17 protein-coding genes are annotated in these 21,625 nt (G+C 59.5%); 4 read left to right on the forward strand and 13 right to left on the reverse strand.

The window, feature by feature from the left end; translation table 11 throughout:
* Positions 1-131: 131 nt before the first annotated feature.
* A complete protein-coding gene (locus tag GOX45_RS18905) occupies positions 132-1,517 on the forward strand; it encodes an AAA family ATPase (protein ID WP_171102982.1) in 1,386 nt (461 codons plus the stop codon).
* Positions 1,510-2,574, forward strand: coding sequence for a ParB N-terminal domain-containing protein (locus GOX45_RS18910; RefSeq protein WP_171102984.1), 1,065 nt, complete (start codon positions 1,510-1,512; stop codon positions 2,572-2,574). The genes GOX45_RS18905 and GOX45_RS18910 overlap by 8 nt, the downstream gene beginning before the upstream one ends.
* Positions 2,575-2,769: 195 nt before the next feature.
* Here GOX45_RS18910 and GOX45_RS18915 read toward each other — a convergent pair whose 3' ends face one another.
* The 13 genes from GOX45_RS18915 to GOX45_RS18975 form a co-directional block, all read right to left on the reverse strand.
* A complete protein-coding gene (locus tag GOX45_RS18915; RefSeq protein ID WP_171102986.1) occupies positions 2,770-5,190 on the reverse strand; it encodes an FAD-dependent oxidoreductase in 2,421 nt (806 codons plus the stop codon).
* Positions 5,191-5,418: 228 nt separating this feature from the next.
* On the reverse strand, positions 5,419-6,351 hold the full coding sequence (locus tag GOX45_RS18920) for a carbohydrate kinase (RefSeq protein WP_171102988.1): 933 nt from the start codon (positions 6,349-6,351) through the stop codon (positions 5,419-5,421).
* Between the two features lie 27 nt (positions 6,352-6,378).
* Positions 6,379-7,392 carry an ROK family protein gene (locus GOX45_RS18925; protein WP_254446085.1) on the reverse strand — a complete coding sequence of 338 codons (1,014 nt, stop codon included), beginning with the start codon at positions 7,390-7,392 and terminating at the stop codon, positions 6,379-6,381.
* Between the two features lie 137 nt (positions 7,393-7,529).
* Positions 7,530-9,431: a beta-galactosidase gene (locus GOX45_RS18930; RefSeq protein WP_171102990.1), complete on the reverse strand. Its 1,902-nt coding sequence runs from the start codon at positions 9,429-9,431 to the stop codon at positions 7,530-7,532.
* Positions 9,428-10,288 carry an SMP-30/gluconolactonase/LRE family protein gene (locus GOX45_RS18935; RefSeq protein WP_171102992.1) on the reverse strand — a complete coding sequence of 287 codons (861 nt, stop codon included), beginning with the start codon at positions 10,286-10,288 and terminating at the stop codon, positions 9,428-9,430. The genes GOX45_RS18930 and GOX45_RS18935 overlap by 4 nt, the downstream gene beginning before the upstream one ends.
* Positions 10,285-10,890: a 2-dehydro-3-deoxy-6-phosphogalactonate aldolase gene (locus tag GOX45_RS18940; protein WP_171102994.1), complete on the reverse strand. Its 606-nt coding sequence runs from the start codon at positions 10,888-10,890 to the stop codon at positions 10,285-10,287. The genes GOX45_RS18935 and GOX45_RS18940 overlap by 4 nt, the downstream gene beginning before the upstream one ends.
* Positions 10,887-11,780: a 2-dehydro-3-deoxygalactonokinase gene (locus GOX45_RS18945; RefSeq protein ID WP_171102996.1), complete on the reverse strand. Its 894-nt coding sequence runs from the start codon at positions 11,778-11,780 to the stop codon at positions 10,887-10,889. The genes GOX45_RS18940 and GOX45_RS18945 overlap by 4 nt, the downstream gene beginning before the upstream one ends.
* 4 nt (positions 11,781-11,784) lie before the next feature.
* A complete protein-coding gene (locus GOX45_RS18950) occupies positions 11,785-12,552 on the reverse strand; it encodes an SDR family NAD(P)-dependent oxidoreductase (protein ID WP_171102998.1) in 768 nt (255 codons plus the stop codon).
* Complete coding sequence (locus GOX45_RS18955) at positions 12,552-14,261, reverse strand: IlvD/Edd family dehydratase (protein WP_171102999.1); 1,710 nt, start codon at positions 14,259-14,261, stop codon at positions 12,552-12,554. The genes GOX45_RS18950 and GOX45_RS18955 overlap by 1 nt, the downstream gene beginning before the upstream one ends.
* Positions 14,258-16,345: an alpha-galactosidase gene (locus GOX45_RS18960; protein ID WP_171103001.1), complete on the reverse strand. Its 2,088-nt coding sequence runs from the start codon at positions 16,343-16,345 to the stop codon at positions 14,258-14,260. Before GOX45_RS18960 ends, GOX45_RS18955 begins: the two co-directional genes overlap by 4 nt.
* Complete coding sequence (locus GOX45_RS18965; protein WP_171103003.1) at positions 16,345-17,193, reverse strand: carbohydrate ABC transporter permease; 849 nt, start codon at positions 17,191-17,193, stop codon at positions 16,345-16,347. Before GOX45_RS18965 ends, GOX45_RS18960 begins: the two co-directional genes overlap by 1 nt.
* Before the next feature lies 1 nt (position 17,194).
* Complete coding sequence (locus GOX45_RS18970) at positions 17,195-18,121, reverse strand: carbohydrate ABC transporter permease (RefSeq protein WP_171103005.1); 927 nt, start codon at positions 18,119-18,121, stop codon at positions 17,195-17,197.
* Positions 18,122-18,217: 96 nt separating this feature from the next.
* The gene (locus GOX45_RS18975; protein WP_171103007.1) at positions 18,218-19,477 is read right to left on the reverse strand and encodes an ABC transporter substrate-binding protein; all 1,260 of its coding nucleotides are present in this window, start codon (positions 19,475-19,477) and stop codon (positions 18,218-18,220) included.
* Between the two features lie 142 nt (positions 19,478-19,619).
* Here GOX45_RS18975 and GOX45_RS18980 point away from each other — a divergent pair, with 142 nt between their 5' ends.
* Together GOX45_RS18980 and GOX45_RS18985 are read left to right on the forward strand one after the other, a co-directional pair.
* Positions 19,620-20,414, forward strand: a complete 795-nt coding sequence (locus GOX45_RS18980) for an IclR family transcriptional regulator (protein WP_171103009.1) — start codon at positions 19,620-19,622, stop codon at positions 20,412-20,414.
* Positions 20,411-21,469, forward strand: a complete 1,059-nt coding sequence (locus GOX45_RS18985) for an ABC transporter ATP-binding protein (protein WP_171103011.1) — start codon at positions 20,411-20,413, stop codon at positions 21,467-21,469. Before GOX45_RS18980 ends, GOX45_RS18985 begins: the two co-directional genes overlap by 4 nt.
* Positions 21,470-21,625 lie beyond the last annotated feature (156 nt).

Here is a 21,625-nt window from a genome sequence, read left to right on the forward strand (position 1 = left end):
TCGTGACGAAACACCCCTCTCATAGCCCTGTTCTGTGGAAAACTCGAATTTCTGGGATAGCCACTCAGGAAAAGGTGCGCTAACTTGGTGAATATACGCCGCAAAGGCGAACATTTTTCGAGGCAACGACAGTGAACAAATCCAACCAACCTCCGCTCCCGCCTTATTTCAATTTGGACCCGGGTACTGCGGCGTCGAAATTACCTGATCCTATCGGGACATCACGATTCGCAAAAGCCGCCACTTTCTGTGCGAAGGGACGCGAGGATCTGGCGCGGCGCGGCTATGCACCCGATGGCGAAAAGCGGCTTCGGCGGTTCTCGACCTGGGAAATCACGAAGTACCTGATCCCCATCGCACCTGCCCATCTTCGCCGCGTACTCAAGGCCAACCCGGACCTGCCACAGGGCGAAGGCGAAGGAGGATCAAAGTGGTTTACACTCGATGAGGTGTTGGTTCTGCGACAGCATTTTGCGGCAGAAGGCGTCAGCACCAAAGAGTATCTGCCCTATCGGCCCGAAGGTCTACCGGCCAAGGTTGTGGCCGTGGCTAACTTCAAAGGCGGTGTCGGCAAGACGTCGACCGCCGCGCATCTGGCCATGTCAGCGGCGCTGGATGGCTATAAGGTTTTGGTGATTGACCTGGACAGTCAGGGTTCGATGACCTCGATACTCGGAGGGCGCGTGGCCGATGAGTGGCAAACGGTGTTTCCTCTGATTGCAAAAGACTATGCGCGCGCAGTGCAGTCGGAGAACCGCGTTCGCGCGGCTGCGGGTCAGGCCGAAATTCCTCTGGATGAGACCTTGCAAGAGGCATTGTCCACCTCGCCGCGTGATGTGATTCAGAAAACCCATTGGCCGAATATCGATCTGATCGGGGCGCAGTTGAACCTCTATTGGGCAGAATTTCAGATCCCGGTCTGGCGGATGGGGCTGCGCAGCTGGCCCTTATGGGACGGGTTGACCAACTTCCTTCAGGACGAGGGTGTATTGGATGACTACGACATCGTCTTCCTCGATACGCCTCCTGCTCTTGGGTACCTAACGATCAACGCCTTGGCTGCGGCGGATATATTATTGGTTCCTCTCGGTGCGAGTTTCCTGGAATTCGACTCCACCGGTCGGTTCTTTGATATGCTCTACACCACCTTCGCCAGTATCGAAGACGGGGAAAATGCAGCCCACAGGGCGGCGGGTTTACCAGAACTTAAGTTCGAATGGGATGTAGTACGGGCTATCATCACGCGGTTTGATGCCAGTCAGCAAACGGATATGGCCAATGTCATCCAAGCCTATTTCGGCGATTTCATGAATGCCTACCGGCAGGACTTTACCGCTCTGGTTGGTCAGGCCGGGGAACAGGTCAATGGCATCTACGAAGCCGACTACCGCGATTTCAACCGCGACACCTATGTACGGGGGCGGGAAACTTTCGACAGAACCTATGCCGAGTTCAAAGAGGTTCTGATCGGATGTTGGTGGCGTGATGCTCAGATGGGAGGAGAGGCAAATGGCTAAACGCAGAAGACTTATCGCCCCGGACACGGCTGAGCTGGAGCAAATGGAGGCGGGTTTCGCGACGAAACCCTCGATCAGCCCGTTTGATACCAAGTCAACGCCACCGATCGCGCAGGTCGCCGGAGAGGCGGCGGCCTTGGGCGGGATGGCTGCTGTGACGGATCGGGTGGCCATGGCCAAGGATCACACAGATGCCGAGCTGTGGCGTGAGGCGCAGACGGCAGGGTTGGTCGCCGAAAAGCTGGCGTTGGATCAGATCGATGCGGATTTCATCCGCCGTGACCGTATGGTCGAAGACGAAGAGGCGATGGCGGAACTGCTTGAATCGCTGCGTGTTCACGGATTGCGCACCCCGATTGAGGTAACGCGGACCGAGGACGGGTATGGCTTGATCTCGGGCTTCCGACGCCTGAACGCGTTCCGCAGGCTGGCCGAGACCGATCCTGCCTTTGCCGCAATTCCAGCATTCGTGCGCGATGCCGGGACGGGGCAGGGCGCGTATGTCTCAATGGTCGAAGAGAATGAACTGCGGTCCAATCTCAGCCCCTATGAGCGGGGTCGTATCGCCGTTTTGGCCGCAGGGCAGGGGATCTTTCCCAGCACCGAGGCGGCGGTTGATGTCCTGTTTGGGGCTGCGTCCAAGGCCAAGCGGTCCAAGGTGCGTGGCTTTGCGATGGTGCATGAGGCGCTTGGGGATCTGCTGCGCTTTCCCGTCGCGCTGTCCGAGAAAGCCGGGCTTAAACTGGCCGCCGCTTTGCGGGAAGGAGCGCAAGCCAAGCTGCGCGATGCCCTGGCAAGCGCTGATGCTGTTGACGCCAAGGCCGAGTGGATGGCACTTGAAAATGCGCTGAAAGCCGTCCCGCAAACGGGTACCTCAAAGCCGCGCGGTGGCCGCCCACAGCAAATCTCGCGACTGCCTGCAACGGATTTGGCCGGGGGTGGAGCGATCCTGGCAGAGCTGGCCAGTGATGAGCTGCGGATACGGATCAAGGGGCGCAAGTTATCGACGGATGATGCTCAATCTTTGATTGCGCAGATCGAAAAACTCCTGGTCTGAGGCCTCCAGACAGGTGGGGTAGGGGGGGCCGACTACCCCCCAATTTCTTCCATACTCGTCGCGTTTTGGTTTGTCTTGGCGTACAAGGCTTGCAGCTTTAGCAATTCAAATAAAATGTATAAAAAACAATAAATTGCGCGTAAAACTGAACGCACAAGCTCAAGAAAACCACCAAAGCCGAATCTAAGCGCAATTTTATTCCCGCAACACCCGACCCAAAGGGTCAAAAGGCGGTTCATGCAGGATAACCGCCTTGTGCGGACGGCCCAAAACCATCACTTCAACCGCGTCTCCGGACTGGGCGTTTTTGACATACCCCAGCGCCAGCGACATGCCGACGGAATAGCCGTAAGCACCGGATGTGACACGTCCGATACCCTGGCCATCCTTGAAAATCGGCTCACCTCCGGTTGCGTCTGCATTCGACGTTGCGACATCCTCTGCGTCCAGATGCAGCATCACCAGCTGCTCGCGCGCGGGGTTCTGCAACACCTTCTGCGCGGCGCCTTTGTTCAGGAACTCTTTTTCGAACTTGCATAGCCGCTCCAGACCGACCTCATGGGGCCAGTATTCCGGGCTGTATTCACGGCTCCAGGAGCCGTAGCCCTTTTCGACGCGAAGCGACATCAAAGAACGGCTGCCTACGGGGCCTGCGTCAAACTCCGCTCCGGCCTCCAGAAGCGCCGTGTAGAGTCGCGATTGGTGTTCTGTGGGGCAGTGGACCTCCCACCCCAGATCGCCTGTGAATGAGACGCGCAGGGCCAGCACTTCGATCCCGGCCAGTTCGATCCGGGCTGACCGCATAAAGGGGAAATCTTCGGTGGCCAGAGAGGTGTTTGTCAGCCGCTGCAAGATTTCGCGGGATTTCGGGCCGGCGATGTTGAAGCCACATATCGCGTCGGTCATGGATGTGAACGTGGTGCCTTCGGGAAGGGGGACCTGTTTGAAGAACCGTTTGTGATAGCGTTCGGCCAAACCCGAACCGATGATCCAAAACTCATCCTCGGCCACCCGTGTCACGGTGAAATCGCCCGCGATGCCACCGCGTTTGGAAATCAGCGGGGTCAGGCAGGACCGGCCCACCGTTTTGGGCATGGTATTGGCAAACACGGCGTTCAGCCAATCCGAGGCACCGGGGCCTTTGCAGATATATTTGGCAAAGTTCGAGATATCGATGATCCCCGCCCGATCCCGCAGCATCTTGCATTCTTCGCCCACCGGTCCCCACCAGTTTTGACGGGTAAAGCCGTTGGTCTCGACCGCGCCGGGCGTGTCGGAGAACCACAGCGGATGCTCCCAGCCCGCATTCAGGCCAAAGACCGCGCCCATGGCCTTTTGCGTCTCATAGACCGGGCGGGTGCGGGCAGGGCGGCCCGCGCTGCGTTCCTCGTTCGGGAAATGGATGGCAAAGCGATGGGCGTATTGATCCTGCACCCGCGCCTTGGTGAAGTCCTTGGTGGCCCAGCCGTCAAAGCGGGCCAAATCCCAGGCGAACATGTCATATTCGGTCTCACCTTCAATGATCCATTGCGCCGCCATCAGGCCCATGCCGCCGGATTGGGAAAAGCCGGGGATGATGCCGTTGCAGCAGAAATAACCGTCAACCTCGGGCACCGGGCCCATCAGAACGTTGGAATCCGGCGACCAGATCATCGGGCCGTTGATCACCCGTTTGATCCCGGCCTCACCCACAGCGGGCAGACGTTCGATGGCGTTCATCATGTTTTCTTCGATCCGGTCCAGATCGTCGGGGAACAGGTCATGGGCAAAGTCCAGCGGCGTGCCGTCTTCAGCCCAGAACCGCATGTCTTTTTCATAGGCCCCGACCAGCAGGCCCTGACCTTCCTGCCGCAGGTAATATTCACCATCCCGATCGGCGACCGAGGGCAGACGGGTACCGTGCCCTTCAACATCCGACATGGTTTCGGTGACGAAATACTGGTGCTCGGTCGGTTGCAAGGGCAATTCGATCCCGGCCAGCGCGGCCACCTCGCGGCCCCAAAGGCCTGCGGCATTCACCACCCAGGGCGTGCGGATGTCGCCTTTGGGCGTTTTGACGATCCACGTCCCGTCCGCCTGCTGCTCGGTCGCTGTGACGGGGGTGAAACGATGGATCTCGGCGCCGCGTTGGCGGGCGCCCACCGCATAGGCATTGGTCACGCCCGAAGGGTCAACATTGCCACCATCAGGTTCATACATAACACAGCGGATACCGTCGAAATTGACCAGCGGGTGCAGCTTCTGCGCCTCTTCAATGCTGATCTCATAGAAATTCATGCCATAAAGCTTGGCCTTGGCGGCCTGCAATTTCAGCTGATGCTCGCGCTGTTCGGTCTGCGCCAGATAGAGCGAGCCGGGCTGAAACACGCCGCAGCTTTGGCCGGTTTCTTCTTCCAGCGAATTATACAGGTTCATCGTATAATGCTGTATGCGGCTGATATTGGTACTGTCATGCAGCCCGTGGATATTTGCCGCTGCGTGCCAGGTCGAACCCGAGGTCAGCTCGTCGCGTTCCAGCAGAACCACATCGGTCCATCCCAGCTTGGCCAGGTGATAAAGGATCGAACATCCGATCACGCCTCCGCCAATTACAACTGCCTGTGCTTCTGTCCGCATGTCCAAATCTCGCGCGCTTTTCTGTCTGATGGATGATCTACGATTGCCGCCTAGCCGACAATCCAGACAAAATTCATTGTCGCGTGAGGCAGCCTCATCTCAGACCACAAAAGCGACGGGATCAGGGGGGCATATGACGGGATTGGCACATGCGTCTGCGCGCGCGCCCGTTTGTCGGCCTGTGCGGGTGCACAGAGCCAGAATCAACGTATCTGCCGCAGGGATTAGTTACGCGATCTCGTGCGACCAGGGCGGGTTTGCGCCTGCGCGCGATACGGTCACTGCAGCGACCTTGGCCCCCAGCGCCAGCGCTGCGCGCAAGGTGGCGGGCGGTAGCGCACGGAGGCCGGGTTTCGTCAGATGACCTGCCTCTTCTAACGCGGCCAACACACCTGCATTGAACGTGTCGCCCGCGCCCACAGTATCGACCACATTTACCGGCTCGACCGGGACCGAGGTTTGGCGGCCATCCGCCAGATAACCCGTCGCACCTTCGGCGCCGCGCGTGACGATCACCACGGCAGGACCGGCTTGCAGCAGCAAAGGTACTTTCTCATCCAGGGTTTCTGGGCCGGGGATGATCCAATCCAGATCTTCGTCTGAGACCTTGACGATATCGGCCTGCGCGATCATCCGGTTCAGACGGGTGCGATAGCGGGTTTGATCCTTGATGAAACCGGGCCGGATATTGGGGTCCAGCATCACCGCGCGATCTGCCCCATGTTGCTCCAACAGGTCAGCATAGGCATCTGCGCAAGGTTCACAGGCCAGGCTTATGCCCCCGAAATACAGTGCGCTAATGGCACCGGGCAGTTGGCGTGGCATATCTTCGGGCCGCAACATCCGGCCAGCGGTGTTTTCGTCGACAAAGTTATAGCTGGCGTGCCCGTCCTTCAGCTGCACGAACGCCAGGGTTGTGGGGCGGTCCGACTGGATCACATGGCTTGTTTCAACGTGGCTGGCCTGCAGGGCTGCGGCCAGTTGCTGGCCGAACATGTCCGTCGACAGCCCGGTCAGCAGCCCAACGGGTGCGCCCAAACGGCCTAATGCAATCGCCGTGTTGAACACCGCACCGCCGGAATGGGGCACAAACCCGTCCGCGCCCGAGGCCGTGGGTTCTGCGATCATGTCGATCAAGGCTTCACCGCAGCACAGGATCATGAGGTCCCCTCCCAGGTGCGTGCTCTGTCAATCGGACAGGGCAGATTTGCAGAAGTTGTTTGCACCGATCACACCGAATTCGGCGTGGTTCGAGATGTATAGGTTCAGCCCTTGCCGTACGGAATCGAACCGGCCTCCAGCGTTAAAGGCCGACCGAAAGGCTTCTCCGAACAGCCAACGGTTCTTGTCGGCCACACCGCCCAGCAGGAAAATCCCGCCCGTGGGCATCAGAGTGACCGAGATATCGCCGATCACCGCAGCCAGATGGGTGGTAAACATCTCGGCACAGCGGACGGCAACAGGGTCTGTAGCGGTTTGGGCATCTTGCAGGATGTCTTTGGCCGGGCGGGCGGCCACATCCGTCAGCCCTTCGGCCAGACCAATGGCTTGATAGAGAACCGGCAAACCGGTTCCGCTGAGGAACATTTCGGCCTCAACCGCCAGGCTGTCGCCGAAGAAGCATTCCGGTACCAGAGTGCGAGCAGCCTCGAACACCGCCACTTCTTCGCGATAGCGCGGGGCCAGACCCACATGACCGCCTTCGCCCGATGCCGTATGATAGCGGCCCTGTGACCATAGCAAAGCACCAACCCCAAGACCGGTTCCCGGACCAACCGCAAGCCGAGTACCCGTCGGTGGGGTCGGGTCGCCTTGCAGCACTTGTACGTCATCCTTGCCAATCTCGGCCACCGACCAGGCGGCGGCGGTGAAGTCGTTGATAACAAAGGTTTGTTCGGCTCCGGTGGCCTTCGCGATATCGGTCTCGGACAGGGTGACTTGCGCATTGGTCAGGTGAATTGTGCCGTCACGGACCGGCCCCGCGCCTGCGGCCACGACGGCCAGCGGGTTGCTGCCCACCACATCGCGGGTTGCGTGAAACGCATCCAGCAGGTCGCTATTCGTACCGGTCGGGAATTTGTGCAGCTCCGTCACTTCTCCGTCAATGACCACACCCAATCGCATATTGGTTCCGCCGATATCGGCGACCAATGTCCAGCTGGGCTTGGCCAGTGTCGGAGTAGGGAAACGTGCGGTGGACAAGAGACTGGTTCCCAAAAAGCTGCTTTCAAGTTCGATACGTGCTTCGGTATTACGGCGCAACACCCGATCAGGGGTTGCACAGCCTCTAGCAACTTATGTTAGCGGTATCAATTCCTATGATCATCCGTCTATTCGACCTACAGTTCGTTGAAGACCACACCGCAGCCCGGTACCTGCGCGCCGTTCCACTCTACCGCCTTGTCGTTATAGTTGATCAGGACCTCATGCCGCGCCGTTTCGCGTCGCCGCAGGCCAGGGGGCATCGGAAAGATCTCTAAGCCTGTGGCTTGTGCCGCCAGAGCGATAACCCGATCCCATAGCGGCTCATCCGGGAAACAGCCCAAGTACCATATGTCATCATTGCCCATCAGTGCCGGGGTGCCGTCTTCGAACACCAACAGTTTGGGCGCTGTGCCGGACAAGCGTTCCACCCAATGCTGCGCCGCACCGCCACCGGTGACCGGACGTTCGACAGTGGGGGGCAGGCTTTCGACCAGCTCGACCTGGCAGTCCAAAGCGGAAAGGCCGGGGCGCCCGCCCGCCGGAATCTGGAAATCGGGCGTGATCGCACCGCTGCGCGGACCAAAGAGGGGCAGATCACAACCGTTCGCGATGCGCGCCGCCAGAGCGTCATCCACCGAGGCCAGCCCTGGGGCCAGGATCAGTTTGTAAGCTTTTTGCGGGATGTTCTCGGTCGATACAAAGTCTACCGACAAACCGGCCCGCCGCAGGGCGCGATAGGTCGAAAAGACCAAACGGAAATAGTCAAACCCCGCCCCTTGCGGTTGCGTCGCCCAGGCCCAGTCTGATGCATAGTCAAACACGATGGCCACCTGTGCCGGGCGCACCGATGTGTCCCCCATACGTGCAAGATCTTCGGCAGTTTGGCGCGCCTCGCCCATGCCGGGGGCCTCGGTGTCATGCGGTGTCAGCAGCCCCGCATGCATTTGCTCTTGCGCAAACGGCGCCTGTCGCCAGCGGAAATAGCTGACCACCTCGGCCCCATGCGCCACGGCCTCAAGCGACCACAGGCGGACCATGCCGGGCAGGGGGGCCGGGTTGAACGGCGCCCAGTTCACCGGGCCGGGCTGTTGTTCCATCACCCACCAGCGTCCACGTCCGACAGCGCGATAGAGGTCGTGGTGAAAGCCCTGCATATCGGGATCACCCTGCTGAAGATAGGTCGCTTTGTGCGCCTCATCAGCCTCAAGCCGGTCGGACAGAAAACCGATGGGATAGCTGTCCCATGTGGCGATATCCAGATCGGCACCCACTGCGAAGTGATCAAACTCCAGCACGCGGCCCATGTAATTGTGCAGCAGCGGTGCGTCGGTTAACTCGCGCAGTACATCGACCTGCGCCTTGTTGAACACCACCACCTGATCCGAGCTGAAGCGCCGGAAGGCCAGAACATGCGCCGGGTTCGGTTCGGTCACCGTCAGGTTTGGCAGCTCGATCTGATCAAAACTGTCATAGTCCATCGACCAGAACACATTGCCCCAGGCTTCGTTCAGCGTCGCGACCGTTCCATAGCGTTCCGTCAGCCAAAGGCGGAACGCGGCCAGCGCAGGCTGCGAATAGCTGAGCGTGGTGTCGTGACAACCATATTCATTGTCGGTCTGCCAGGCGGCCACATGCGCATTGCGGCCATAGCGTTCACCCATGATCCGGGTGATGCGCCGGCATTCATCGATATAGCCCTGATGGCTGAAACAGTAGTGCCGTCGCGACCCGAATTTACGGGGGTTTCCCTGAGCATCCACCGCCAGCATGTCGGGGTGCCGATCCAGCATCCAGCGCGGTGGCGTTGCCGTGGGTGTACCCATCACCACCTTGAGGCCCGCCGCGCCCAGTGTTTCAACTGCGCGGTCCAGCCAATCAAATTGCAGATCGCCCGGTGATGGCTCCATCCGGCTCCAGGCAAACTCACCGATCCGAACCCATGTCAGGCCGGTTTCAACCATACGTTTGGCATCATCGGCCCAGCTGTCTTCGGGCCAGTGCTCGGGGTAGTAACAAACACCCAGTTCGGGTTTCATAGAAGGACTCGTGGTTCTGCTTGGCCCTTGCCCGCATTGGCGGCTGCAAAGGTCATGCCGTTGCTGGGTTGACGCGCCATTTTGTCCGCATCGACGTCAACACTGGCGGTGGTGCAATAAAGCGTGGTCAGATCCGCGCCGCCAAAGGCAGGGCACGAGGTATGCTGCGCCTCGAAACTGACGGCCTGAAGAAAACGCCCTGCAGGGTCATAGGCCGCCACGCGCGATGCGCCCCATTGGGCGATCCAGATGTTGCCCATCGCGTCCACAACGGCCCCGTCGGGGTTCAAGCCTTCATCCCGCAGATCAAGATAAAGCTCGGCCGTGCCAGCGGGCCAGCCGGTTTCTGGGTCAAGTGCCTGACGCATGACCTGCCCGGAGGCTGTATCGCTGTAATAGGCGCAGCTTTTGTCAGGGGCGAAGCAGATCGCATTGGTGATGGTGACATCCCTCACCAGCTTGCGCAGTTCGCCTTGGAACAACCGGTAAATCGAACCGGCACCGGTTTCGCCAGATTTCCCCATCGTCCCGATCCAGAACCCGCCCCAGGGGTCTGCACGCCCGTCATTGGAGCGGGTGACCGGATTGTCGGCCTCAAGCGGGGTAACAAGCTCTTTCGCACCGGTGTCCAGGTTGAACGTCCACAGCCCGGTTTCCGAGGCGATCAGCAGAGTGGTGGTGTCGATCCACCCTGCAGCCGAGACATGCTCGTCAAAGCTCCAGCTTTTCGCCTCGCCGTTTTCGCGCGTCATCAGCTGTTTGCCGATGATGTCGAACCAGAACAGTTGCTGTCGTTCGGGGTGCCAGAGTGGTCCTTCCCCCAAGGCGCAGGGGCGGTTGTCGAAAACCTGGCTCATGCCAGGGCCGCGTCATAGGCGGAAACGATCTGGGCTGCGCGTGTGGCGATGTCATCCACCGACATGCCGGGCTTGTAGAGCGCCGAGCCGATGCCAAACCCGTCGGCGCTGGCCTTGAACCAATCGCCAAAGTTTTCAGGGCCCGCGCCGCCTACGGCATAGACCTGCGTGCCCTCGGGCAGCACGGCGCGCAAAGCGGCCAGCCCGGTTGTGCCAGCCATTACGCCCGGAAACAGTTTCAACCCGGTAGCGCCGGCTTTCAGCGCCGCAAAGGCTTCGGTGGGGGTAAAGATGCCCGGCCAGCTTTCAAGGCCCAGCTTGGCAGTATGCGCGATCACCTCGGTATCGCAATTGGGCGACACGATAAGCTTGCCACCGACCGAGGCGACACCGTCGACCTGCTCTACGCTCAGCACGGTGCCTGCGCCGATCAGGGCACGATCCCCAAAGGTTTGGGCCAGCGCGCCGATAGAGTCCAGCGGATCGGGCGAGTTCATCGGCACCTCGATCTTGTCGACGCCTGCGTCGATCAGCGCCTGACCAACGTCCACGGCTTCGGCGGGAGTCAATCCGCGCAGGATGGCGATAAGAGAACGGCTCATGCAGTTTGCCTCGTTCGGTTGCGGGCCATGGCAAGCCCGGCCAGAGTGGTTGTTGTGGCGTCTGCGGTCTCAACGCTGGCCCCTTGGGCACCGAGCGCTGTGGCATAGGCAGCGGACAGGGTTTTCGAGCCGATGATCGCGATCTGCTGACCCAGCCAATAGGCACGCGAGGCGGCCAGCTCGGCCCCGATCAACAGGCCCGACAGACGGGCGCGTGCGACAGAGGCATCTTGCGCGTGCAACAGATCCGCGGCGCGCAGACCAAACAGGCGTGCGGCCAGCTGTTCGGGTTTCGACAGCGCATCTGAGACGGCCTCGGCAAAGGCGTCGTCGTCCCAGCCGTCCCCGATCGAGTGTTTCAGAACCGATTGCTTTCGCAGCAATTCGAACATTTCACCGGTCATGAAAGTGCGGAAGCTCACCACCTCGCCAGCGCTGATCTGGGCCCATTTGGTGTGGGTGCCCGGCAGGCAGATAATTCCGTCCCAGTTGGGATGGGTGGCCAGAAAACCCGCGATCTGGGTTTCCTCGCCGCGCATCACGTCTGGCGGGCTGTCCTGTTTCAGACCGGGCACAACAAAGGCGCGGATGCGCGGATCGGTATCGGGCACACGGATCGGAATGTCGGGCACAGGTGCAGAGGGTACAGCCGCATAGGGTGCCTCGACCCAGCCCTGACGGGCGCCAACCATACCACACGCGATGACATCAACAGGGTCAAGACCCAGCCAGCAGTCGACAAGCTCCAACAGGGCGGGTTGAAACCCGCTCTTGTCCAAGCGCCCCATGCCTTTGGCGGATTGCTTTTGGTCCTGCACAGCGTCGCCGCGCATTGCCCAAACGCGCAGTTGCGACGTGCCCCAATCCACCGCGATCCATTCAGCGTTCATCGCATCACCCCGACACCACAACGCCGCCGTCTACCGCCATGCACTGCCCGGTCATGGCCCGGCTGGCTTCTGAGGCCAGGAAAAGCGTAGGCGCAATCATGTCTTCGGGCGACAGATGTTCTTTCAGACATTGACGGTCCAGATGGGCGGCCAGATCTTCGGGCGTGGCCCACATATCCAGTTGTTTCTGCGTCAGCACCCAGCCCGGCGCCAGCGCGTTAACGCGGATCTTCTGCGGCCCCAGCTCGCGCGCAAGCGACCGGGTCATGCCTGTGATACCCGCATTCGACGTGGTATAGATCGGGTAGCCCGCGTTGCCCATAATATAGCTGATCGAACTGAAATTGACGATCGCACCGCCTTTGCCCTGCATCTGGCGCGCGGCCTCCTGACAGGCAAAGTAATACGCCTTGAGGTTCACCTCGATCATCCAGTCCCAGAACTCGGGCGTGGTTTCTTCAAGCGAGTGCCGTTTGTCATTGGCCGCGTTGTTGATCAGCACATTCAGCGGGCCATGCGCTTCGGCGGCCTTTTGCATCGTGGCATGCAGCAGTTCGGTGTCGGTCATGTCGCCCTGCATGAACAGCGGCGCGCGCCCGTGTTTCTGGTGCATCTCATCGACAAAGGCCGAAGCGTCCGAGCGCCCGATAAAGGCGACATTTGCGCCTTGTGCCAGGAACCCATCGGTCAAGGCCGCGCCAACGCCCGAGCCTCCACCGGTGATATAGACAGAGGCGCCGTTCAGATCGGGAAAAGTGGCGGTTTGGTCCATCAGTGACTCTCTCGTGTGACTAGGCGTGTATCTTTGCCGACAAGAAAATCAAGGTCGGCACCCCGATCGGCTTGCAGCACGTGGTCGATATACAGCCGCGCATATCCGCGGGTATAGTGCGGATCGTCCGGTTGCCACGCGGCGCGCCGGGCGTCCAGTTCGTTTTGATTCACCAGCAACTCAAGCTCACCCTTGCTGGCTGAAACGCGGATGCGATCTCCGGTTTTCACCAAGGCCAGGGTGCCACCAGCCTGGGCTTCGGGGCTTACATGCAGGATCACGGTGCCAAAGGCGGTGCCCGACATGCGTGCATCCGACACGCGGATCATATCGCGGACACCCTGTTTTACCAGCTTGCCGGGGATCGGCATATTGCCCACCTCAGGCATCCCCGGATAGCCTTTTGGGCCGCAGCCCTTGAGCACCAGAATGGTGTCGGCGGTCACCGGCAGATCGTCACGGTCGATATTGGCCTTCAGGTCTTCGATGCTTTCAAACACAAAAGCCTCGGCCTCGGTTTCCAGCAGCGTATCGGTTGCCGCCGACGGTTTCACAATCGCGCCGTTCGGGGCCAGATTGCCGCGCAGAACGCGCAGACCGGCAGCGGGTTTCACCGGATCATCGAAGGGCCGGATGACATCGCTGTTATAGCATTCGGCCCCCTCATAATGCGCCGAGATATCCTTGTTCAGCACTGTCCGGGCCGGGCGCAGAAAGGATTTGAGTTCGTTCAGAACCACCGGGACACCACCGGCATAACAGAAATCTTCCATCAGGTATTTGCCCGAGGGCATACAGTTGACCAGCAGCGGGATTTGCGAGCCGATCTCGAAATCCTTCAGTGTCAGGTCAACACCCACACGGCCCGCCAAGGCCAGCAGATGCACTACGGCGTTGGTTGATCCCCCCACGGCCGCATTGGCCAGAATGGCGTTTTCGAAGGCTTCTTTGGTCAGGATGTCCGAGGGTTTCAGGTCCTCATCCACCATCTCGACAATTCGCTTGCCGGTCAGATGCGCCAGCGCCATTCGACGGGCATCAACAGCGGGAAGGGCGGCGTTGGTGGGCAGGGACATGCCCATCGCTTCGACCAGAGACGCCATTGTGCTTGCGGTGCCCATGGTCATGCAGACCCCGGCGCTTCGCGACATGCCGGATTCGGCGTTCATGAAGTCCTGCAGGGTCATTTCTCCCGCGCGAACCTCTTCCGAGAATTTCCACACATCGGTGCCCGAACCGATATCCTTGCCTTTGAACTTGCCGTTCAGCATCGGGCCCGAGCTGACCACAATCGAGGGCAGATCGACCGAGGCCGCGCCCATCAACTGGCCCGGTGTAGTCTTGTCGCAGCCACCCAGCAAAACCACGCCGTCAATGCCATAGGCGCGGATCGATTCCTCGACATCCATCGCCAGCAGGTTGCGGAACAGCATGGCGGTGGGTTTCATCTGGGTCTCGCCCAAAGACATGACCGGGAATTCCACCGGAAAGCCTCCGGCCTCCCAAACGCCGCGTTTCACACCCTCGGCCAGATCGCGCAGGCCCGAGTTGCAGGGCGTCAGTTCCGACCAGGTGTTGCAGATGCCAATAATGGGCCGCCCGTCAAAGGCGTGATCGGGAAAGCCCTGGTTCTTCATCCAGGACCGATGAATAAACCCGTCCTTGTCGAGTTTCCCGTACCAGTGCTGAGACCTGCGTTTTCGGGTCATAGCTTGTGGCCTTCGATGACCCACATGGATTGTGGGAAGCTCCAGGGCAGCGACAGGCCCTGGCTCATCAGATATTGCCCACTGACGGTGATCGGCCCCTGTTTCAGGGCCGGGTTGCCGCGCGACAGCGTGGCCGGTGCGGTGGCTGTATCCCGCAGCTCGACGCGGTATTGGGCATCCGCCTCAAGCCGGGTCAGGCGCAACGGGCGCGGCGCGATTTGCGAGGACGTGTCGGTTTTGCCGGCAAAGACCACAAAGCGCGAGCCATCACTGGTTTGCTGCTGTTCGGCAATGACCGACGGGTCTGGGCTGTCCAGTCGCAGGATGTCGGCATAGTACAGCCAGTCGCGGTTGTCCTTCCACCATTGGGTGACCTCGCGCAGAACCGTCTCTTCTTCGGGGGTCAATTCGCGGGGGTCCATCTCGAACCCCATATGGCGTTGGGCCGCAACCCATGCGCGGAACTGGATGTCCAGCACGCGGCCCGAGGTATGGCACACGCGGGGCCCCACATGGCTGCCGGTTACAGCCATGGGCAGGAAGATCGCGGCGTTGTGCTGAATGCGCAGCCGTTCCAGAGCGTCGTTGCTGTCGCTCAGCCAGACCCTCTGAGTACGTTTGAGAATGCCGAAATCAATACGCCCGCCGCCGCTGGCGCAGCTTTCGATTTCCACATGCGGGAAGTCCTGCCGCAGCCGGTCGATCAGCGCATATGACCCACGGGTCTGCGCCGCATCGGGCATCGGCAGCACGCGGTTGTGGTCCCATTTAATATAGTCGATGTCGTGGCCCGCAAGGATCGTCGACATGCGTTCATAGAGGAACTCGCGCACCTCCGGCAGCGCCATGTTCAGTGCTTTTTGCTGGCGGCCCAGGATCTGATCTTCACCCCCCAGCGCCCATTCGGGATGGGCCCTGTGGATGCTGCTGTCGGGGTTGATCATCTCGGGCTCGAACCAGATGCCGAAGGTCATGCCCAGCGAATGCACATGCTTGATCAGCGGGTCGAGACCATCGGGGTATTTCCGCGTATCCACTTCCCAGTCACTCAGAGAGGATGTGTCATCGTCACGCTGGCCGAACCAGCCGTCATCCAGCACGAAGCGTTCCGCGCCAAGCGCGGCTGCGCGGTCGGCAATGTCCTTGAGCTCGGGCAGGTTGTGATTGAAATAGACCGCTTCCCAACAGTTGTAATGCACCGGCCGTGCACGGTCGGGCTTGGGGAACGCGACGATGCGATCGCGCAGATGCCGTTGGAACGCAACTGCGCATCCGTTGATGCCATCGGCCGAGAACACCGCATAAAGCGGGGCGGTTTCGAACCGGGTCGAGGCCTCACGCTCCATCCGGGCTGCCTGTCCAAACTGGATCTGGCGGCGCCCGTCGGGCAGCTCTTCGGCCACCATACGGTGCCCGCCGGACCAGCCATAGTGGAACCCGTAAGCCTGACCCTGTGCATTCGTCGCACCCCGGACAGGGACGATCAGGCCGGGGAAATGCTCGTGCCCCGTGCGCCCGGTACGGTTCTCGCGATAGCGGATACCGGGCGACCACGGCGTGGTGTTCATCTGAAACTCACCACACCAGCGACCGGCGAAATCGATCAGCTCATCCGACAGTTGCGGCGCTGGAAAGACCGGGGTCGACAGCCAATGCAATAGCACCGGGCGATCCGCCTCGACCGCTGCGCGGGCCTCGATGATGTGAGTTTTCGGGTCGATCGAAAAGATCGCCTGATAGGTCAGCCGATGATCATCATCCCGAAAGGTCAGCGTCAGGTGGTTTTCCGAAACCTCTTCGCTTTCGAAACAGAATTTCGGAAGGATCGGCGTGCCATCCCCGTCCCGCATGATCAGGCCTGGCTGGCCCGGGAAACTGCGCGTGGCTTCAGGACAGATGGACAATTCCGGGTTGGCATCCAACATGCCCCCGGTCACGTCCAGCCCGTAGGCGTCAAATAACGTGTCTAGGTTTTCGTCATCCGGCAATCGAGGGCCAAAATACACAACTTCAGGAAGGTGCTCGCGATGGGCCGCGAGCACCAGAGATTGTCGCTCATCATGAAGCGACCATGTTCTTATCATTACTTTACAGCTCCGAGGGTAAGACCTGCGATGAAGTGTTTCTGCATTAGGAAGAACATTGCCACCGGTGGCAGGGCCGCGACGATAGAGCCCGCACTCATCAATTGATATGCGGCACGGTACTGCGCGTTAAAGCTGGTAATACCGGCTGTAACAGGTTGGCTTTCAGGACCTTGTGTCAGCACGACGGCCCAGAAGAAGTCATTCCAGATGAAGGTGAAGATCAAGACGCTGAGCGCGGCAATCGCCGGTTTCATCAGCGGCAGGACAACATACCAGAAGATGCGCCATTCACTGATGCCTTCAACCCGTGCGGCCTCGATCAGCTCGAAGGGCAGGGCGCGGATGAAGTTGCGCATGAAGAGGGTGCAAAAGCCGGTCTGGAACGCGATGTGGAACAGAACCAGCCCGGTCTTGGTGTTGTAGAGGCCCAACTCCAATGTCAGGTCCCGAACCGGAACCATCAGGATCTGGAAGGGAACGAAGTTGCCCGCAACGAACATGAAGAAGATCCAGATGTTCGACTTGAACTTGTAGATCCCCAAGGCAAAGCCGGTCATGGTGCTAAGCGCCACCGCTCCGATCACCGTTGGAATGGTGATCATGAACGAGTTCAGCAGATACCGGGGCATGTCCGAGTTGAAGAAAACCTGCCCGTAGTTGAAGGCACCCTCAAAGCTGGAGGGAAGCCCCCAATAGTTGGCGTTGGTGAAATCCGCTGCCGGTTTGATCGAGAACAGGGCCACGGCCAGAAGGGGCCCCAGCCACAACAGCAGAGCGACGGGCAACAGGGCCTGATAGGTGATCTGCGCGGGGCGGGATTGTTTTTCGATAGGTGTCGGAAACATCTTAGTGCCCCTTTTCTTCGCGATACATCGACCACAGGAAGTAGGCGATGAAGCAGAGCATGATCAGGAACAGGACCACGGCGATGGCAGCACCATATCCCATGCGGAACCCGTATTCGGACAGGGCGACTTCGAACATGTAATAGGCCAGCACGCGGGACGAGCCGAACGGGCCACCCTGTGTCATGATCGAGATCAGGTCGAAAGAGCGCAGAGCGCCGATGATGGTCACCACGAATGCGATGAAGGTGGCCGGGCGCAATTGCGGCAGGATCACATGCCAAAGCATCCGTCCGCCTTTGGCGCCGTCAAGACGCGCAGCCTCGATCTGTTCGGGATCCACCGCGTTCAGACCGGTGAGGTACAGGATCATGCAATAGGCCGTCTGCGGCCAGAGACCGGCAAAGATGATGCCGTAGGTTACGAACCGTTCATCCCCCAGAACGTTCAGCGGGCCCATTCCGAAGAGGCCGAGAAATTCGTTCAGAAGGCCGAAGGTCGGATCATAAAACCAAGTAAACACCAGGCCAACCACAACCTGTGAGATCACAAAGGGGAAGAAGAAGAGCGATTTGTAAAGCCGGATGCCCCAGACCGTCTGGTTCAGAAAAAGCGCGATGAACAGACCGGCGGGGATCGCCAGAAGATACAGGACCAGCCAGATCAGGTTGTTCTTGAGCGAGACATAGAATGCGTCGCGGTCAACCCATTCCCAATAGAGGTCTTCATAGTTGCGAAACCCCACATATTCAGCGGCCCCCAGACCGTCCCATTCGTACAGGGACAGGTTGAAGGATTGGAAAACGGGGATGATTACGTAAACCAGGAAAAACAGCAGGCCGGGGGCTAGAAACAGCCATGGGGCGAGGCGTTGCTGGTTTTTGTGGAACCAGCTTTCCTGTTCAGGGACGTCGACGGCTACGGTCATGGAAATACTCTGGCTAGGGTGAGACAGGGCGGGATCATGGCCCGCCCTGTGCTGAGCTTTGGCAATGGCCGGGACATAGCCCGGCCGTCACCCCTATCAGTTGTCGTAGATGCGCTGACGTGCGCGTTCCAGCTTGGCCAGAACCTTGTCAGCATCGTCGGGCTTGACCATGAATTCCTGGAAGCCTTCCATCGACACTTTCGCCATTTCCGCTGGTGCGTCACGGTCCCAGAACTGTGCAACACCGCCCGGGCTGTTGGACGACAGCATCTCAAAGCCTTGCAGCAGGAATTTGTCGTTATCCACCGAGGATTTCGCGTTCACGGGCAGCTGACCCAGGTTCGCGCCGTTGTTGATCTCGGTCTGCTCGTCCGGAGAAACCACAAAGCGCAGGAACTCGCGCGCGGCTTCTTTGTTCGATGCATTGGCCGGGATGTGGAACGTGTCGGTTGGCGCGTCTTCGGCCAGTTCGACATCAGGGTTGATCGATACGAACTGGTAGAAGTCCAGTTGATCATCGGTCAGGCCTGCTTCGCGCAGCGGCGCAACAGCAAAGTTCCCCATCAGATAGGCCGCGGCTTCACCGTTGACCATGAAGGGCAGAGCTTCCTGCCAGCTGTAGGTCTGGTGGTTGTCGATGAAGGCACCCATGTCGATCAGCTCTTTCCAGTTCGCGAAAGTCTGCTTGACGCGGTCATCTTCCCAGCTGATTTCACCGTTGGCCAGCTGGTTGTGGAACTCATAACCGTTGGTGCGCATGTTCAGATAGTCGAACCAGCCGCCGGCGGTCCACAGGAACTTGGTGCCGATGGTATAGCAGGCACGGCCCGATGCGACGATCTTTTCGCAGTTGGCCTTTTCTTCTTCCCATGTGGTCGGCTCAGACAGGCCCAGCTCGTCAAAGATGTCTTTGCGATAATAGACGCCCCACTGATAGTAGGTATAGGGCACGCCCCACTGTTTGCCGTCGATGGTCATCGCACCTTTGGTGGATGCCAGGTTCTCGGCGATCTCGGGCTCGGCCCACAGATCGGATACGTCTTCGAACAGACCCGCCTCGACATATGGCTTCATGCGGTTCGCGGCGTACCAGGTTGCAACGTCAGGCGTGTCCGCCGTTAGGAAGTTGCGGATCTGGGTTTTATACGCTTCGCGGTCGATCACGGTTGTCTCGATTTCGAGGCCCGGGTGCTGGGCTGCGAAACGGTCGATCATCGCTTCCATCGTCGCGCGTGGCGCAGGGTTTGATGTGTCCAGGAAAATCCGCAGCTCACCTGTGAGCTCGGCAGCAACGGGTGCTGCAAGTGCAACGCTGGCGGCCAGCGCGGCCGCGGTGCGCTTGAACATGGAATGCATGGTGTCCTCCCTTAAGCTTCCATATTTTCGGTTCCAAATATTGAAACCAAGTTTTATATGTTGAAAACTACACATCGAATCGGCTAGTCTTGTCAAGACCCTCGTCGGGAGAGCGATGGTCAAACGGAGGAGACTGACACCCGTGTCAGGTGATGGAACGATAGGCAAGGCATGTGACGTGCTGGATCAGGTGGCCGCCTTTGGCCGACCTGTGCGATTTGGGGAATTGCTTGAACACAGCAGCTTCCCCAAGGCGACCCTTTATCGGTTTCTGCAATCGCTCAGCAATCAAGGTATGCTCAGCTATGAGCCGGATCGGCAGACCTATTCGCCGGGCATCCGGTTGGTGCGTCTGGCCCATGCGGCTTGGATGCAAAGCTCTTTGGCACCGATTGCGCGCCCGGCTCTGGATGCGCTCAGCCAGGACACGGGTGAGACCGTTCATCTGGCGCAGTTGGACTCGGGTCAGGTTATCTATGTCGATAAGCGCAACGCGCACCGCCCGATCGAGATGTTTTCGGACGCCGGCAAGGTGGGCCCCGCCTATTGTACCGGTGTTGGCAAGGCGATGATGGCCTATCTGGACGAGGCGCAGCTGCAAAAGACGATCTCTCAGCAAAGCTTTCATCGGTTCACGCCAAAGACATTGACGTCAGAACAGGCGCTGCGCCGAGATCTCGCAGCCATTCGCAAGCGTGGCTATGCGGTGGATAACGAAGAACACGAGCCCGGCATCATATGTGTCGCCTGTCCCATCCTCACGGATGGGGGCAGGTTGCTGGGTGCCGTGTCCGTAACCGGTTCGACCGAGCGGATGAAATTTGAACAATTGGAGACATGGGTTCCCCGCGTGCGTCGTGTCGCCGAACAGATCGGAACCGAGGCGCAAGCATGGCGCTTTCCAGAGAATCAGCAGAATAGGATGCAAGTAACATGACGGGTGTGACTCTGAACGGTGCAATCAAGCGCTATGGTCAAACGCAGGTGATCCACGGGATCGATCTTGAAATCAAGGATGGCGAATTCTGCGTTTTTGTCGGCCCGTCTGGGTGCGGCAAATCCACTTTGCTGCGGATGATTGCAGGACTTGAAGAGACCTCGGAAGGGCAGATTCATATCGGTACGCGGGACGTGACCCATCTGGATCCGGCCAAGCGCGGCGTGGCCATGGTGTTCCAGACCTATGCGCTTTATCCGCACATGACCGTGGCCGAAAACATGGGCTTTGGCCTGCGCATGAACGGCGTGCCCAAGGCAGAGATCGAAAAGAAGGTTCAGGAAGCCTCAAATATCCTGAAGCTGGATCAATATCTCAAGCGCAAACCAAAGGCTCTGTCTGGTGGTCAGCGGCAGCGGGTGGCCATCGGTCGTGCCATCGTGCGCGGCCCCGAAGTGTTCCTGTTCGACGAACCACTGTCCAACTTGGACGCCGAATTGCGCGTCGAGATGCGGGTCGAGATTGCGCGTCTGCACAATGAAATCGGCGCAACGATGATTTACGTGACGCACGATCAGGTCGAGGCGATGACCATGGCCGACAAGATCGTTGTGCTGCGTGATGGCCGGATCGAACAGGTTGGTGCGCCGATGGATCTGTACCGCGATCCGGACAACAAATTTGTTGCTGGCTTCATCGGCTCGCCTGCGATGAACTTCCTTGATTGCGACATTGCGGATGGCGCGGCGCATCACTCGGCCCTCAGCACGCCGATCCCGTTGACCAACAGCGTGCCAGCGGATGCCAAGAAGGTGACTGTCGGCATTCGGCCCGAGCATATCGAGGTTGACCGCAATTCGGATGCTTGCAGCGTGGACCTGACCGAAGCGCTCGGCGGTGTGTCTTATGTCTATCTGTTGGCCGCAAATGGCGACAAGCTGATCGTCGAGGAACGTGACGATCACCGCAGCGCAATGGGCGAGAAGATCGGTATCTCGGTCCGTCCTGACCGGGCAATGATGTTTGATCCCGAAACAGGTCTGCGCCTGCGGTAAGCTGGTCCGACAATTCTTGTAAGTCTCAGGGGCGCTCGATCGGCGCCCCTGACCTTTTTCGGCGCGTCGGTTTTGTTAGTGGGTTTTTAGTTTTAGATTTTGTATCCAAAATCCATTACTGATTGACGCAGCTGACCAACCAACCGAGTCGCAGAT

Origin of the sequence: Ruegeria sp. HKCCD7255 (assembly GCF_013031565.1) — a bacterium.
Classification (GTDB): Bacteria; Pseudomonadota; Alphaproteobacteria; order Rhodobacterales; family Rhodobacteraceae; genus Ruegeria.